At 52.8% G+C, this 14,398-nt stretch carries 17 protein-coding genes; 7 read left to right on the top strand and 10 right to left on the bottom strand.

Features of this window, described 5'->3' with window-relative positions:
* Positions 1-5 precede the first annotated feature (5 nt).
* On the top strand, positions 6-452 hold the full coding sequence (locus tag DFO52_RS10380; RefSeq protein ID WP_059346515.1) for a DUF441 domain-containing protein: 447 nt from the start codon (positions 6-8) through the stop codon (positions 450-452).
* Here DFO52_RS10380 and DFO52_RS10375 read toward each other — a convergent pair.
* Positions 436-1,227: a helix-turn-helix transcriptional regulator gene (locus tag DFO52_RS10375; RefSeq protein WP_133550328.1), complete on the bottom strand. Its 792-nt coding sequence runs from the start codon at positions 1,225-1,227 to the stop codon at positions 436-438. The two genes, DFO52_RS10380 and DFO52_RS10375, sit on opposite strands and share 17 nt — an antisense overlap.
* 99 nt (positions 1,228-1,326) lie before the next feature.
* Here DFO52_RS10375 and DFO52_RS10370 point away from each other — a divergent pair, with 99 nt between their 5' ends.
* A complete protein-coding gene (locus DFO52_RS10370; RefSeq protein ID WP_133550327.1) occupies positions 1,327-2,514 on the top strand; it encodes a CynX/NimT family MFS transporter in 1,188 nt (395 codons plus the stop codon).
* 32 nt (positions 2,515-2,546) lie between these two features.
* Here the strand turns inward: DFO52_RS10370 and DFO52_RS10365 are convergent, their stop codons facing one another.
* A complete protein-coding gene (locus tag DFO52_RS10365) occupies positions 2,547-3,254 on the bottom strand; it encodes a CTP synthase (protein WP_133550326.1) in 708 nt (235 codons plus the stop codon).
* Positions 3,255-3,355: 101 nt separating this feature from the next.
* On the opposite strand from DFO52_RS10365, the gene DFO52_RS10360 reads away from it, so the two are divergent.
* Positions 3,356-3,700 (top strand): DUF488 domain-containing protein, encoded by a 345-nt coding sequence (locus tag DFO52_RS10360; RefSeq protein WP_133550325.1) that lies wholly within the window; start codon positions 3,356-3,358, stop codon positions 3,698-3,700.
* Here DFO52_RS10360 and DFO52_RS10355 read toward each other — a convergent pair whose 3' ends face one another.
* Positions 3,701-4,006, bottom strand: coding sequence for a hypothetical protein (locus DFO52_RS10355; protein ID WP_023311247.1), 306 nt, complete (start codon positions 4,004-4,006; stop codon positions 3,701-3,703). It lies immediately after the preceding gene.
* 80 nt (positions 4,007-4,086) lie between these two features.
* A complete protein-coding gene (locus tag DFO52_RS10350) occupies positions 4,087-4,341 on the bottom strand; it encodes a DUF333 domain-containing protein (RefSeq protein ID WP_029739839.1) in 255 nt (84 codons plus the stop codon).
* Between the two features lie 310 nt (positions 4,342-4,651).
* Between DFO52_RS10350 and DFO52_RS10345 the strand changes: the two genes are divergently transcribed.
* Together DFO52_RS10345 and DFO52_RS10340 are read left to right on the top strand one after the other, a co-directional pair.
* Positions 4,652-5,680: a sensor domain-containing diguanylate cyclase gene (locus DFO52_RS10345; RefSeq protein WP_133550409.1), complete on the top strand. Its 1,029-nt coding sequence runs from the start codon at positions 4,652-4,654 to the stop codon at positions 5,678-5,680.
* A gap of 45 nt (positions 5,681-5,725) precedes the next feature.
* Positions 5,726-5,824 (top strand): YoaK family small membrane protein, encoded by a 99-nt coding sequence (locus DFO52_RS10340; RefSeq protein WP_029739841.1) that lies wholly within the window; start codon positions 5,726-5,728, stop codon positions 5,822-5,824.
* A 130-nt stretch (positions 5,825-5,954) separates the two neighbouring features.
* Here the strand turns inward: DFO52_RS10340 and DFO52_RS10335 are convergent, their stop codons facing one another.
* From DFO52_RS10335 to DFO52_RS10325, 3 genes are all read right to left on the bottom strand, one after another.
* Positions 5,955-6,203 carry a GlsB/YeaQ/YmgE family stress response membrane protein gene (locus tag DFO52_RS10335; RefSeq protein WP_006174788.1) on the bottom strand — a complete coding sequence of 83 codons (249 nt, stop codon included), beginning with the start codon at positions 6,201-6,203 and terminating at the stop codon, positions 5,955-5,957.
* 284 nt (positions 6,204-6,487) lie between these two features.
* Entirely contained in the window at positions 6,488-7,960 is a 1,473-nt protein-coding gene (locus tag DFO52_RS10330; RefSeq protein ID WP_133550408.1) for a sensor domain-containing diguanylate cyclase, read from the bottom strand.
* Positions 7,961-8,085: 125 nt separating this feature from the next.
* Positions 8,086-9,636, bottom strand: a complete 1,551-nt coding sequence (locus DFO52_RS10325) for a cyclic diguanylate phosphodiesterase (protein WP_243737942.1) — start codon at positions 9,634-9,636, stop codon at positions 8,086-8,088.
* 205 nt (positions 9,637-9,841) lie between these two features.
* Between DFO52_RS10325 and DFO52_RS10320 the strand changes: the two genes are divergently transcribed.
* Positions 9,842-11,341: a cyclic diguanylate phosphodiesterase gene (locus DFO52_RS10320; RefSeq protein ID WP_133550324.1), complete on the top strand. Its 1,500-nt coding sequence runs from the start codon at positions 9,842-9,844 to the stop codon at positions 11,339-11,341.
* 290 nt (positions 11,342-11,631) lie between these two features.
* Here the strand turns inward: DFO52_RS10320 and DFO52_RS10315 are convergent, their stop codons facing one another.
* From DFO52_RS10315 to icd, 3 genes are all read right to left on the bottom strand, one after another.
* On the bottom strand, positions 11,632-11,877 hold the full coding sequence (locus tag DFO52_RS10315; RefSeq protein ID WP_029739845.1) for a YmjA family protein: 246 nt from the start codon (positions 11,875-11,877) through the stop codon (positions 11,632-11,634).
* A gap of 74 nt (positions 11,878-11,951) precedes the next feature.
* On the bottom strand, positions 11,952-12,299 hold the full coding sequence (locus tag DFO52_RS10310) for a DUF1304 domain-containing protein (RefSeq protein WP_029739846.1): 348 nt from the start codon (positions 12,297-12,299) through the stop codon (positions 11,952-11,954).
* A 77-nt stretch (positions 12,300-12,376) separates the two neighbouring features.
* Positions 12,377-13,627, bottom strand: a complete 1,251-nt coding sequence (icd, locus tag DFO52_RS10305) for an NADP-dependent isocitrate dehydrogenase (RefSeq protein WP_032657958.1) — start codon at positions 13,625-13,627, stop codon at positions 12,377-12,379.
* 117 nt (positions 13,628-13,744) lie between these two features.
* Here icd and rluE point away from each other — a divergent pair, with 117 nt between their 5' ends.
* Positions 13,745-14,398 (top strand): 23S rRNA pseudouridine(2457) synthase RluE, encoded by a 654-nt coding sequence (gene rluE / locus DFO52_RS10300; RefSeq protein WP_023311239.1) that lies wholly within the window; start codon positions 13,745-13,747, stop codon positions 14,396-14,398.

Here is a 14,398-nt window from a genome sequence, read left to right as displayed (position 1 = left end):
TCCCTATGTTTGACCCTACTCTGCTCATTCTTCTGGCACTCGCCGCGCTCGGCTTTGTCAGCCATAACACCACCGTCGCCATCTCGATTCTGGTGCTGATTATTATTCGCGTGACCCCGTTAAATACCTTTTTCCCGTGGATAGAAAAACAAGGCCTCACCATTGGGATCATCATTTTAACCATCGGGGTAATGGCGCCCATCGCCAGCGGCACGCTTCCCGCCTCAACCCTGCTGCACTCGTTTGTAAACTGGAAATCACTGGTGGCGATCGCGGTGGGGATTTTTGTTTCGTGGCTGGGCGGGCGCGGCGTTACGCTGATGAGCAGCCAGCCCTCGCTGGTGGCGGGTCTGCTGGTGGGCACCGTGCTGGGGGTGGCGCTCTTTCGCGGCGTTCCGGTGGGGCCGCTGATTGCGGCGGGCCTTGTCTCTCTGTTTATTGGGAAGTCGTAGTCAGGCTGGCCATATAACGCGCCGGCGTCTGGCCCAGCCCCTTCCTGAACATGGTGATAAACGCGGTGGTAGAGTCATAGCCGAGTGACTGTGCCACCTGCTGTACCGATTTCCCACCGATCAAATGCTGTAACGCCACGATCAGCTGCAGCTGGTGGCGCCAGCGGCGAAAGCTTAAGCCGGTCTCTTTCACCACCAGTCGCGCCAGGCTGCGTTCGCTCATGGCAAAGTGGCTCGCCCACTGCGTCAGCGTCTGCCATGCGGCAGGCTCTTCCGCCATTTTCTCGCTCATCAGCCGAATTTTAGGATGGGGGGAGACGGGCAGCTGCAGATGCTCCTGACGCTGGAGCGGCAGCTCGTCAAACAGAACGTGCACCAGGCGCGATGTGGGCGTAAGAGAGAGCTGTTCACGCGATTTTTCCGCCAGGGATAAAATCAGCTCCCGCACCATAGGGGAGATTTTTAGGGTGCAGCAGCGGTCGGGCAAGCTTGCCGCACCCGGTTCAATGAACAAAAAGCAGAGCTGCGCGCCCGGCGTGGCCCTGTTGCTGTGCGGCATTTGGCCAGGGATCCAGACGGCGTACTGGGGTGGAACCATCAGCATGGCATTTTCCACTTCGCAGGTGATCGCGCCGCCGAGGGCGAGAATGAGCTGCCCCTTACGGTGATGATGTCGGGGAATATACTGTTCCTCCGCCACCACGCGGATGCGAAATGCGACGGCCGCATCGTGCTGGCTATCGGGATCATAGCCGTCCAGTCCCAGACCAATCATCAGTTTGTCCGATTTTAGCGATAAACTGTCATTTTAGCCTGATTTCAACCGCTGGGAAAATCGGTATTGTGTGCGCTCGCTTGAACGTATGAGAACATAATGACTACTGCTATTCGCACCTCAGGAAAACACGGCGCGCTGTTGATTGCAGGCATCCTGATGATTGCCACTACGCTTCGCGTCACCTTTACCGGCGCAGCTCCGCTGCTCGACACTATTCGTCTTGATTATGGCTTAAGCACGGCGCAAACCGGTCTGCTGACCACCCTGCCCCTGCTGGCTTTCGCCCTTGTCTCACCCCTCGCCGCAGGCGTTGCCCGACGTATCGGCATGGAGCGCAGCCTGTTTGTCGCCCTGCTGCTGATTTGCGCCGGGATTGCACTTCGCTCTCTACCTTCCGCCGCGCTGCTTTTCATCGGAACGGCGGTCATCGGCTGCGGGATTGCGCTCGGGAACGTGCTGTTACCCGGATTAATTAAACGTGACTTCCCGGGCCAGGTAGCCCGACTCACCGGGGCCTATTCTCTGACGATGGGCGTCTCGGCGGCGTTTGGCTCAGCGATGATTGTTCCCCTGGCGCAGGGTAGCGCGGGCTGGCATGGCGCGCTGCTGATGCTGATGGCGTTTCCGCTGGTCGCGCTGCTGCTCTGGCTGCCGCAGTGGCGTCAGAAACACGTTGCGACGGTAACGGGCGCTGGCGCGCTGCATAATCGCGCCATCTGGCGCTCGGCTCTCGCCTGGCAGGTGACGCTCTTTTTGGGGATTAACTCGCTGATTTACTACGTCATCATCGGCTGGCTGCCGGCGATATTGCTCAGCCACGGCTACAGCGAAGCGCAGGCCGGCTCGGTGCACGGGCTGCTGCAGCTGGCCACGGCCGTGCCGGGGCTTGCCGTTCCGCTGGTTCTCCACCGTCTGAAAGATCAGCGGGGGATCGCAGGTGCGGTGGCACTGATGTGCGCGGTAAGCGCGGCGGGGCTATGGTTTATGCCTGACATGGCGGTGATGTGGACGCTGGTGTTTGGCTTTGGCACAGGGGCAACGATGATCCTCGGCCTGACGTTCATCGGTCTGCGCGCCAGCTCCGCGCACCAGGCTGCGGCGCTCTCCGGCATGGCGCAGTCGATTGGCTATCTGCTCGCCGCCTGCGGCCCTCCGCTGATGGGGAAAATTCACGATAGCGCGGGAGACTGGCGGATTCCGCTCCTGGGCTGCGCCCTGGCCGCCGTGATAATGGCACTCTGCGGCGTGCTTGCCGGGCGAGACCGGGAGATCGCGCCCCGTTAAATGGTGTGGCAGACCATTGGGCCTGCCTTTTCTTACCCGCGCGCCGCGCGCAGCATCGCCTGCACCAGCACGACCGGGCGGCCTTCCAGCGCAGCACGCTCATGCTGGAATAAGGTGATCACGAAGAACGGATGCGTAACCAGCTCTGCGGCGCGAATTTCCCCCTGTTCGTCCCAGCCCGTAACGTGCATGTCACCGCTTTCCAGCGCCTGGGAAAACGCCGGCGACACGCCATAGTTACAGTGATAACCCTCTTCAATTTCCGGCTTGCCGTACGCTTTCGCGATCAGCGTATTTTTGCGAAGCTCAATGGCATCGGTTTTTTCCACCAGCGAGCAGGCCAGCGGCTCAATCACCATGGTGCCTTCTGTATCCGTCTCGGCATGTGCCGCATCGGCCCAGCCCAACACATTGCGGGCATACTCAATCAGCGCATGCTGGAATCCGCCGCAGGTGCCAAGGAATGGAATGCCGTTTTCACGGGCGTAGCGCGCGGCGATAAAGGCCGCCTCGGTGTTTTTATAGGGGCTGGCAGGCACCAGCCAGATGGCATCGTAGCCCACCAGATCCTCTGGGCTTGTCAGCTCAGTGGTGGCAAGCCAGTCGTAATCGGCGGTGAGGTCAAGGACTGCGGCGGCGTCATCAATGGCTAGCGGGATCGCCTGATGCGCAATAACACTGGGATTGTAATCGCCAACCAGCGCAATGCGCAGCGTCGTTTTAACCGGGAGGTGTTCCATGAAAGGTTCCTTATGCCAGAGTATTATCAGATAACATAAGGAACCTCAGACTACCGATCTTCTGCAATTATCACAATACCTTAAATTGGGAGGGTGGAATTATGATTCAATGCAAACGCGTATACGAGCAGGCTGGCCCGGACGACGGCTATCGGGTGCTGGTGGACAAGCTGTGGCCGCGCGGGATTAAAAAAACGGACCTTGCCTATGATGAATGGTGTAAAGCACTCACGCCCTCGAATGAATTACGTAAGGCCTTTCATAGCGAAACCATTGATTTCGCCGCCTTCAGTAAGGCCTATAGGGAAGAGCTGGCGCAGCATGCTGACGAGGGAATGCGTCTTGCGACGCTGGCGAACAGGCAGACCGTCACCCTGCTCTACGCTGCAAAAGACACAAAGCAGAATCACGCCCTGGTATTAGCCGACTGGCTGCGCCATCTCTGATCAGCCGATCGCCAGCTCGTCAAGCATTTGCGGCGCTTCATCGGGGGTGAGCGGCATCAGATGTTCGGCGCGGACAAAGGCAAAGCCGTGCTGATTGTCAAAGGCGTAAACATCGCCAGTCACCAGCCAAAGCGCGCGATCGGCGGTAGCGGGTAATTGCGTCATTACGCCGTTGACCGGGTTAACGAAACGCAGGCCGGGCTGACACAGGCCAAACAGCTCAACAGATTTACCAATATTGCGACGGCCTGACGCCGTGCGGGCACCGATGATCATCGCCATGCTGCCCGGTTTAAGCTGAAACATACTTCTCTCACGGTAACGGTAGCCAGGGGCTGGCTAAGAATAATCCTAAAGAGAAGTGTATCGCAGGCAATATACGTCTGTCACCTGGTGGGTTGCGGATGATCGCGACGGTAGAGCGTCCATTCATCAATCACTTCGCCCCCCGGTAGTTTGCACTCCGTGCGTACGCCCTGCGGGCTTTGAACCGGGATCTGTTCCCCGCCTTTCTCCAGACAGTACACGGAGGCCGGGTTCGCCATACCGATAGCGTGCGGCGGTTTCGGCGCATCGGGTGGGGTTGTTTTCGCGGTGCAGGCTGCCAGGGGAAGCGCCAGCGCCAGAAGAAGAAATCTCATCTCATTGATCCTTGTGACATCATGACAGTCTAAGGGTAACGGGTCATCGCCGCTTTCTCCATGATTTCTCCATTTTAACTGCACTTTTCAACACTATAGTGTTGCATGTTCTCGATATGACCAGAGAACATCATTCCGTAATCAAGATGTCTTTGCCCCGGTCTCAACAACGGGGCCTTTTTTTCTCTCCTGCTGCCCTCTCCCTGCATATATTAAATTTTCTATATTCATGTTTTACTATGCCTGAAGTCTAAAAACTCAGCATAACATGCAGATGCAGACGTCTTCTGCCTGGGAGTCATTCTACGTCATGTCGGATATTATCCTTGCCCGTGTTTCAGAAACCCTCGCCACTGAACATTCCCTTGAAGGTCTCGTTCGTCAGCTGCTGGAGATGCTGGAGATTGTGACTGACATGGAGTCGACTTACCTCACCAAGGTAGATATCGAAGCCCGACTGCAGCATATCCTCTACGCCCGCAACAGCAAGCAGATGACAATCCCTGAGGGGCTGAGCGTCCCGTGGGATGAAACACTGTGTAAGCGCGCGCTGGATAGCGACACCGTATTCAGCAACGACGTTCCCGAACGCTGGCCGGAGTGCGAGGCGGCGAAAGCGCTCGGCATTACGACCTACATGAGTATTCCTGTCCATCTTGCGGATGGTTCACTCTACGGAACGCTCTGTGCCACCAGCACGGCCAGAAAGCCGCTTAGCGAGCGCGGTGAACAGGTTCTGAAGTTATTCGCCGGGCTGATTGCCCAGTCCATTCAGAAAGAGTCGCTGGTAACCCAGCTTCGCGAAGCCAATGCGGCCCTCATCGCCCACTCTTACACGGATGCCCTTACCGGTTTACCCAACCGTCGCGCCATTTTTGAAGATCTGACCACGCTGTTTTCCCTGGCGCGGCACCTTAAACGTAACACCGTCATCGCGTTCATCGATCTGGATGATTTCAAGCTGATTAACGATCGCTACGGACACGAGGCTGGCGACCAGTTCCTGATTGAAGTGGGCAAGCGTCTGACGGAAGAAAAACAGCAGGACGATATCATTGGCCGACTGGGCGGCGATGAGTTTCTGGTCGCGTCATTGAGCACATCCCACAGCGAAGGAGATAACGCGCAGGTCACTCTGGTCAAAACGCGCCTCAGCGCCTGTATTGCCGGTGAATACTGGCTGGGTAGCGTCAACCTCATTTACCCCGGGGCCAGCGTCGGCGTTATCGAAGTGGACCCTCGGGTAACCGATCCGGACAGCGCATTACGCGACGCGGATGTCGCGATGTATCAGGATAAGAAAGGAAAAAGCAAAACACGCTTTCTCACTATGGATTAACCCCGTACACTCTACGGCGTTACAAGAACCGAAACAGGTGATGATATGAGAATAGGGATCCTCTTCCCGGTCGTTATTTTTATAACGGCGGTGATTTTTTTAGCATGGTTTTTTGTCGGTGGTTACGCGGCGCCTGGGGCATAAATGAGAAAAACGACCCTCATTATGCTGATCGTTGCCATCGCGGCGTTTGCCGGCGCGCAGCTTGGCTGGTGGTAAACCTACCACGTAAAAAAGGCCGCCATCTGGCAGCCTTTTTTAACGCTTTTAAGCCTTAGCTTTTGATTTTTCTGTAGATAAACAGAACAACCAGCGCACCGATGACCGCGACGGCAAAGCTGCCGAAGTTAAAACCATCGACCTTGCCAAAACCGAACAGCGTACTGATCCAGCCGCCGACTACCGCGCCGATAATACCCAGTATTACGGTGACGATAAAACCACCGCCATCTTTGCCCGGCATAATCCACTTCGCCAGAATACCCGCAATAAGCCCAAAGATAATCCAGGATAAAATTCCCATAACTTTCCTCTCTGTATGGTTTTTGTCATTAAATCAACGACACAAAAAAGAATAGCACAGGATTTCAGAAAGGAAATTTGTGATAGGCATCACAATGAGAGAGTGCGCAATTATTCACCAACAAAAAGAGCCTGCCGCATAAACTGTGGGGTTGCATCTTTTGTTGAGAAAGATTATCTTTCTCAACACTGAATAGTTGAGCGTAACACTCAGGTATTCAGTACGACATTGCTCACATTGCTTCCAGTATTTTTTGCCCACTCCTGAGTGGGCTTTTTTTCTGTTCATACCCCAACAAACGCGTACCGGTTACGTCCTGCGCGTTTTGCCTGGTAGAGCGCCTGGTCAGCGGCAATAATGATATTCTGCTGGCTGCCCGCGATGTCGACCGCACGCGCGGTGGAAATCCCGACGCTTACCGTCACCCGTCCGAAGGGGCTAAAAGCATGCGCGATTTGCAGGGAAAACACGTTGCGAATAATCGTCTGCGCCAGTCGAAGCGCCTCCTGGATATCCGTATCAGGTAATATCAGCGCAAACTCCTCTCCGCCGTAGCGCGCCACAATCTGATTATCACAGGTAAGGCTCTCCCGGAGACTGTTTCCCAGCAGCGCCAGACACCGGTCCCCTTCCGGATGGCCGTAGTTATCGTTGTATTTTTTGAAGTAGTCCACGTCCACAATCAGTATCGAAATCGCTGCGTCATGTGCGGCACAAGTCGCGATTTCCGAGAGGATTTTTTCATCAAAGATGCGACGGTTGTACAGCCCGGTCAACGCATCCTCGGAAGCGATAATCTTCAGCGCCTTATTATCTCTGGTTTTTCTGGATAAGTCGGAATACAGGAAGTATGACGCGACGATAAGTATCGCAGTGAAAACGAAAATGAGTAGCGCCAGCTGAATAGCCTGCTTGCGCCACGGTGCGAGCGCTTCATCAATGCTGACGGCCACGGTGGTCACCAGCCCGTAGCGTCGGTTTTTCTCATAGGCGTAAATGCGTTCGATTTTATCAAACCGCGAAACGGAACTGGCTATCCCGGTATTTTGTACCTTCAGGTATTTCCTGAAGAGGGGTGAATCAGAAAAAATCGTGCCGACGTAGGTATTTTTAAAGGGGTGACGGACCAGCAGCACGCCGGATTGTGTCGTTAAGCCAATGACGCCCAGGTGACCAATATTAATCTGCCCGTAAAGCGCGAGAAAATTCTCGATACCCAGCGTCACCACTACGACACCGTTAAATGCCCCGGAGTGGGTTTCAAGGCGACGACTAATGGTAATGACCCATTTTCCATTGGTTCTGCTTACCACGGGCTCACCAATAAAAATCTGCTGATTTTTATTTTCCTTGTGATAGATAAAAAATGACCTGTCCGATCCTTTGCGTGGGCCTGTAAACGTTTCGTGCAACGCGGTAAAGATATCGCCCTGAGCGTCGTAAACAACCACATTATTAATCTGGGTAAGAAGATTATCCTGATTATTTATCATCCACTGAATATTGGTCGCCTGTTGCGGCGTCATGCCATAAATTTCGATTATGTCGGAAACGGTAGTAATTAACATTTCGCTTTGGCGCATGATCCCCTCGGTGTAGACATCAAGGGTATGGCTCAGGTTAGCAACGCTGGTATTAATTTGCTTAATTGACTGCTGTCTGGACGTGGCAATTTGGACGGCAAGCGACAGCGAGATGATCAATGAGACAATGATGACGGTAATGGTTGTTGTGTAAAAAGTATTTTTCACATGCACGAGCTTTTCCACCTTATCACGCCTGACATCCCTGGCTGACAACTCTTGTCACTGTAACAAAGCTCGGGATAAGAGGAAAATGAATTGCACTTAAGCATACAACAGAAGCTCGTCTTTATTTCGTTTTACAAACTAACGGTCTCCCTGGGTTTAGATAAAATGACTTTAATAAAATCGATATAGGAGACGGGCTTACCAAAATAATATCCCTGTAACAGGGTTATCTCATTACGGTTGAGATACTCCAGTTGCTCTTTTGTTTCTACGCCTTCAGCTACAATGCGCAAAGAGAGTTTTTTCGCCAGGTCAATGACGCAGTCCAGCAGGATCGTTGAGTCCTTTTCCTCTGAAACCCGGTTCACAAAGCTTTTATCAATTTTAATATAATCAATGGCCAGCGCATTAAGGCATGACAGCCCGGAATAACCCGTACCAAAATCATCCAGGGCAATAACAAAGCCGGCGTTATGGAGCATGTTAAGGTTTTCCACGAGGTGAGGATTATCGATCAGCGGTTCACGCTCGGTCACTTCGAGAACCAGTTTGACCTCTTTACCCTGAAACCCCTTCCCGAAGACGCGGCAGTCACCGATAAATGAAGGCGCATTAATATGTCTGGCGCTGATGTTTACCCCGATATGAAACCCGTCCGGTAGCTTAGGCAAAAGCGGCTTAAGCTGGGTCACCACTTTTGCCATCAACCCTTTGGTCAGCGGTATAATCAACCCGCTACGTTCGGCAATCGGAATAAAGACATCCGGCGGGATAAAGCCTGACTTTGGATGCTTCCATCTTGCCAGGACCTCAACGCCGTATAACCCGCCGGTATCGCCGTTCACGATCGGCTGGTAATAAGGCACGATCTCCCCCTGCAAAATGGCCTTACGTAAGTCATCTTCAAATGAGGTACTTTTCCCCTTGTATCGGCGGATCAAAATGCCCACCGCCACCGATAGCGCAAGAATAAGCAGTATCAGGCTCCATCCCTGTTGCAAAAGCCGCGTCAGGCTGAAAAAGGCAGGAGGTTGCCAGGCGATGCTAAAGGGAAATTGCGTTGATGCCGTAAGCGCCCCCTTCCAGGAGGCCGCTTTCCAACCCCTCACGGCACCGTTGCGAACAAGCATGCTTTCGCCGACAACCAGCCCCAGATCCATGCTGTTCGATGCGCTTGCAATGACGTCCTGCAAATGCGCGTCACTGATGCTGACGATGACGCGCCCTCCCGCGATGGGCATCTGAAAGACAAGCACCGGAATGCCGTTCACCAGTCGACTGCCGGGTAACAGCATCAATTTTTCGGCAGGTAACGTCTCAGGATGAATAATCAACACGCCATTCCCGGGAAGGGAAGTACAGATGATTTTACCCTGCTGCTCGATCATGATGGCGCGCAGATGCGGTTTTAGCGCTGCCTCTGTCCCCAGCGCCAGCTGTCCGCTACTGGTACACCCTTCGGCCGCAACGCGCTTTGCCGTGCTGGCCGCACTGACTGCTTCAGCCAGAATGTTTTCTATTTTTTGGGTGCTGGCCGTGGCGGTATGACTATTACTCAGCTTCGCCATCTGCCATAGCTGCCAGTTAATAATCAAAATGCCGCTCAGAAAAAGAAACAGAGCGCTAAGAATAGGGATCATCACGTTGCGCACGATGTTTTCCTTAATAGAAAAATCAAGCATGGATGTTCTGGTTGAAGAGCCTGTGCTAACCCGGTATTGCTTATAACAATGAAAATAGCTTAGCTGAGAATTGTCTTAAAAAACTGATACTTTCGTATGAGTTCATCTGCCGACATTTACTCACATGACGTGACTATCAGGCTTGTTCCTTGCCCTGGCTGTGTTAAGATTTGTGAAATCAGGGAGCGGACTGGATATCTGGAAAATGAAAAAGCTCATTGCCGTTGCTATTGTTTCAACGCTTCTGGTCTTCCTGTCTCTTTATGCGGTCAATGCTGTAATCATCGGTCAGCAGAAGAGCAAACAGCTTGAAATATCCCGTACCCTTTTACATTATTCAGAAGACGTGTCCCAAAGCGTGGCGCTGGGTCTCAAAAGCATCACGGCGCAGGGATGTGACAAAACCAACCTCGATCGCTACAGACAAATTAAGCTTAATAATCTTTATTTTGCCGATATCGGCTTTATTGATAAGGGAAAAATTGTCTGTACCGCTTTTTGGGGAAAACTCGCGACGCCCGTTGCACTTCCTGCAGAACTGCATAAAACGCCGAGGGGCTTTCTCCTGGCCCAGTTCTCGAGAAAAGACTTTTTCACGGGCAATGCGGCAATTTATAATAATATTATTATCTTCACCTCCCGCTATGCTTACGATAAATTCACCCCGGTTACCGCAAGCTATTCGCTCAGTGCTACCACCAAAGACTTCGGCAGAGTCTTTTTTTCGGCCGCCACGGAGCTAAATCAGCAGAGCTGGCTGCATTCGACGTTGTTTACCCTGACTCTGACACAGTGCAGCACCTTCTGGGACCTGTGCGTCATCGTGAAGCATCACGACGCCGGGCTGGCCTCGCTACCTCCGTTTATCTTTGCGCTTCTCGCGGTCATTCTCTGTTTTATCTGGATTGCGATAACGTTATTTATCTTCCGTATCTATGAAGACCGTTTTTCTCTGGAACGTACGCTGATAAAAGCCGTCATCACGAATACCATCAGCGTTAACTATCAGCCCATTATTCGCATTCACGATCAAAAAATCGTGGGCGTCGAAGTTCTGTCGAGATGGCGCGATCAAAAGCACGGGGACGTCTCTCCGGAGCTGTTTATCCCATTAATTAAGAAGATCGGTCTGTATAAAAAATATTACAGTAATATTATCGAAAAATCCCTTTCCGAAATTGCCCCTCTGGCGATAAAACACCAGCTGATAGTCTCAATAAACGTTGGGCACAAGGAAATTGAAGATGGACAGTTCATTACTATTTTGCGTCGTGCGTGTTTTGCCAATCACCTTCCCCTTTCCCTGATGAAGGTCGAACTCTCTGAGAAAGCCGTTTCCACGGCAGATATTCTCGAGGGATTCTGTCAGGAGCTGAAATCGCTCGGCGTTAAAATATCAATAGATGATTTTGGCGTGCAAAACTCGAATCTCGCCCGCCTGTCGCTGCTTGAATATGATGAAATCAAAATCGATAAGTCGCTGGTGGACGGCATCAGCGAGCATTATAAGCAAAACATCTTTGTAATCTTCAGCGATGCCCTTGCAAGATTGAATAAAACGCTTGTTTTCGAGGGCGTGGAAAATGAAATTCAATATCGCTTTATTGCAAGCAGATATCCCGATGCGCTGATTCAGGGATGGTATTTTTCAAAAGCACTCACCCGAAGCGAGCTGGCGAAGCGACTCACCGGGGTTGCACCGTAACCCGTAGCCTTGCGCGTCCGTTTTTTTCCAGTCGGGCATTTCTATTTTTTACGCAAAAACATATAGTCGTCACATTCAGACGGTAGATTACCCTGAAGCACACTCATATTTTGGTTAAAAACGTGAAATTATCCTTACTATTACCAGTGGTACTCTTTTGTCTGACCGTTATTTTCGCGCTGTTTATCGACGCCCCCGCGTCACATATTCTGCGGAAAAAATGCATGTGGTCCGATAGCGTGATGCTGAGCTGTATCGCAAAGCATCAGCATAACGGTTTTTGAAGCAGACTATTCATTTCCCCACTGATTGAGGAAGTTCGCAATATCATCGATGCGACCCGCACGGATCCCGGCCTCAGTGGCCATCTCCTGCTGGGCTTCCTCGCTAATCTCCTCATTATTCGATAAACGGGTGAGCAGCAGCTGGAAATAATGTGCCAGCGCGTCGCGCTCTGACTCAGCGACCGGCTCAGCGGCTTCCGTCGCGTACTCATCGGCAATGTCATAATATTTCAGTGGGATATCGTTGTTCATAACTGTCTCGTCGCTAATCTTTACGGGTAAAGCCATCAGTATATCGGACGCCTTATCTCAACCAAAGCATTGCTTCAGATGAGTAACGCAAGCAGCGCTGCGAGAGCGGGCGCGGCCTGTACATACAAAATTTTTCGGCTGGCGGTGGCTGCGCCAAAGAGCCCTGCGATCAATACGCAGGTCAGGAAGAAGATGGCCACCTGAATCCCCTTTTCGCCAAGCCAGAGGCTCCAGAGCAGACCAGCCGCCAGAAAACCGTTATACAACCCCTGGTTTGCGGCCAGCACGCGGGTGTCGCGCGCAAAATCAGGACGCAGATTAAAGGCCTTGTGGCCCGTTTTCGTATCCCACAGGAACATTTCCAGCACAAGAATGTAGAGATGGATGAATGCAACGACAGCGATAAGGACAGTGGCTAACATCGTGTTGTCTCCCACAGGCAGAGGCAAAAAAAACGGGAACCATCAGGCCCCCGCTCTTGTTTAACCCAGAATCTGGATTACATGTTCGCGATAATCGCGTCGCCAAACTCTGAGCATTTCAGCAGTTTAGCGCCTTCCATCAGACGTTCGAAATCGTAAGTTACGGTTTTCGCGTTGATCGCGCCTTCCATACCTTTAACGATCAGGTCTGCGGCTTCGAACCATTCCATGTGGCGCAGCATCATCTCTGCGGACAGGATGATAGAGCCTGGGTTCACTTTGTCCTGACCCGCGTATTTTGGTGCAGTACCGTGGGTCGCTTCGAACAGGGCGCACTCGTCACCGATGTTCGCGCCAGGGGCGATACCGATACCGCCAACCTGTGCTGCCAGGGCGTCAGAGATGTAGTCACCGTTCAGGTTCATACAGGCAATCACGTCGTATTCTGCAGGACGCAGCAGGATCTGCTGCAGGAACGCATCGGCGATCACATCTTTAATGATGATCTCTTTGCCGGTGTTCGGGTTCTTGATCTTCTGCCATGGGCCACCGTCGATCAGCTCACCGCCGAACTCTTCTTTCGCCAACTGGTAGCCCCAGTCTTTGAACGCGCCTTCGGTGAACTTCATGATGTTGCCTTTGTGAACCAGGGTCACAGAGTCACGGTCGTTGGTGATCGCGTATTCGATGGCCGCACGCACCAGACGTTTAGTACCGTCTTCAGAGCACGGCTTGATACCGATACCGCAATGCTCAGGGAAGCGAATTTTCTTCACGCCCATCTCTTCGCGCAGGAATTTAATCACTTTTTCTGCGTCAGCAGAGTCCGCTTTCCATTCGATACCCGCGTAGATGTCTTCTGAGTTTTCGCGGAAGATAACCATATCGGTCAGTTCAGGATGCTTAACCGGGCTTGGGGTGCCCTGATAGTAACGAACCGGACGCAGACACACGTACAGGTCCAGCTCCTGACGCAGTGCCACGTTCAGGGAACGGATACCGCCGCCAACTGGCGTCGTCAGTGGGCCTTTAATAGCAACGCGGTAGTCGCGGATCAGGTCCAGCGTTTCTGCTGGCAGCCAGACGTCCTGGCCATAAACTTGAGTAGATTTCTCACCGGTGTAAATTTCCATCCAGGAAATTTTACGCTCGCCTTTGTAGGCTTTCTCAACAGCGGCATCAACCACTTTCAGCATCGCCGGGGTAACGTCTACACCGATACCGTCACCTTCAATGAACGGGATAATCGGATTGTGAGGAACGTTAATCTTGCCGTTTTGCAGGGTGATCTTTTTACCTTCCGCCGGAACAACTACTTTGCTTTCCATTAACCTCTCCTTCGAGCGCTTCTGGTTGTTACTGATCTTATGTTAATAAATTGTAATGAGCCCTTCGATAGTACCTGATTGTCCTGCGCCATGAAAGGTCTTCGTTATTAGGCTATAATGCGGCAATTGATAACGCCTGAAAATACCATGAAGAAAACTTCTTTTACAAAACACCGGGTTGAGCGATTCAGCTCGCGACAAGCCGCCAGAAGACCGCAGGAAACCCAGCCGAAGCGGGTTATTTTGTTCAATAAACCCTACGATGTTTTGCCGCAGTTTACCGATGAAGCCGGGCGCAGCACGCTGAAGGACTATATTCCCGTGCAGGGAGTCTACGCGGCCGGGCGCCTGGACCGCGACAGCGAAGGCCTTCTGGTCTTAACCAACGACGGCGCGTTGCAGGCGAAGCTCACGCAGCCGGGCAAACGCACCGGGAAAATTTACTTCGTCCAGGTGGAAGGCGAGCCGGATGACGCGACGCTTGCAGCGTTACGCAGCGGCGTGACGTTGAACGACGGCCCAACCCTGCCGGCGGGTATTGAACGCGTGAATGAACCGGAGTGGCTTTGGCCGCGCAACCCGCCGATTCGCGAACGCAAATCCATCCCAACAAGCTGGCTCAAAATAACCCTTTATGAAGGCCGCAACCGCCAGGTTCGCCGCATGACCGCGCACGTCGGCTTCCCTACCCTGCGTCTGATTCGCTACGCCATGGGCAGCTACACCCTGGAAACGCTGGCAAACGGCGAATGGCGCGACGTCACCCCTTAA

This window comes from Enterobacter sp. AG326 (genome assembly GCF_004362415.1).
In the GTDB taxonomy this organism is placed as follows: Bacteria; Pseudomonadota; Gammaproteobacteria; order Enterobacterales; family Enterobacteriaceae; genus Enterobacter; species Enterobacter asburiae.
The sequence above is the reverse complement of the archived record's forward strand: the minus strand, read 5'-3'. Positions and strand labels throughout refer to the sequence as shown.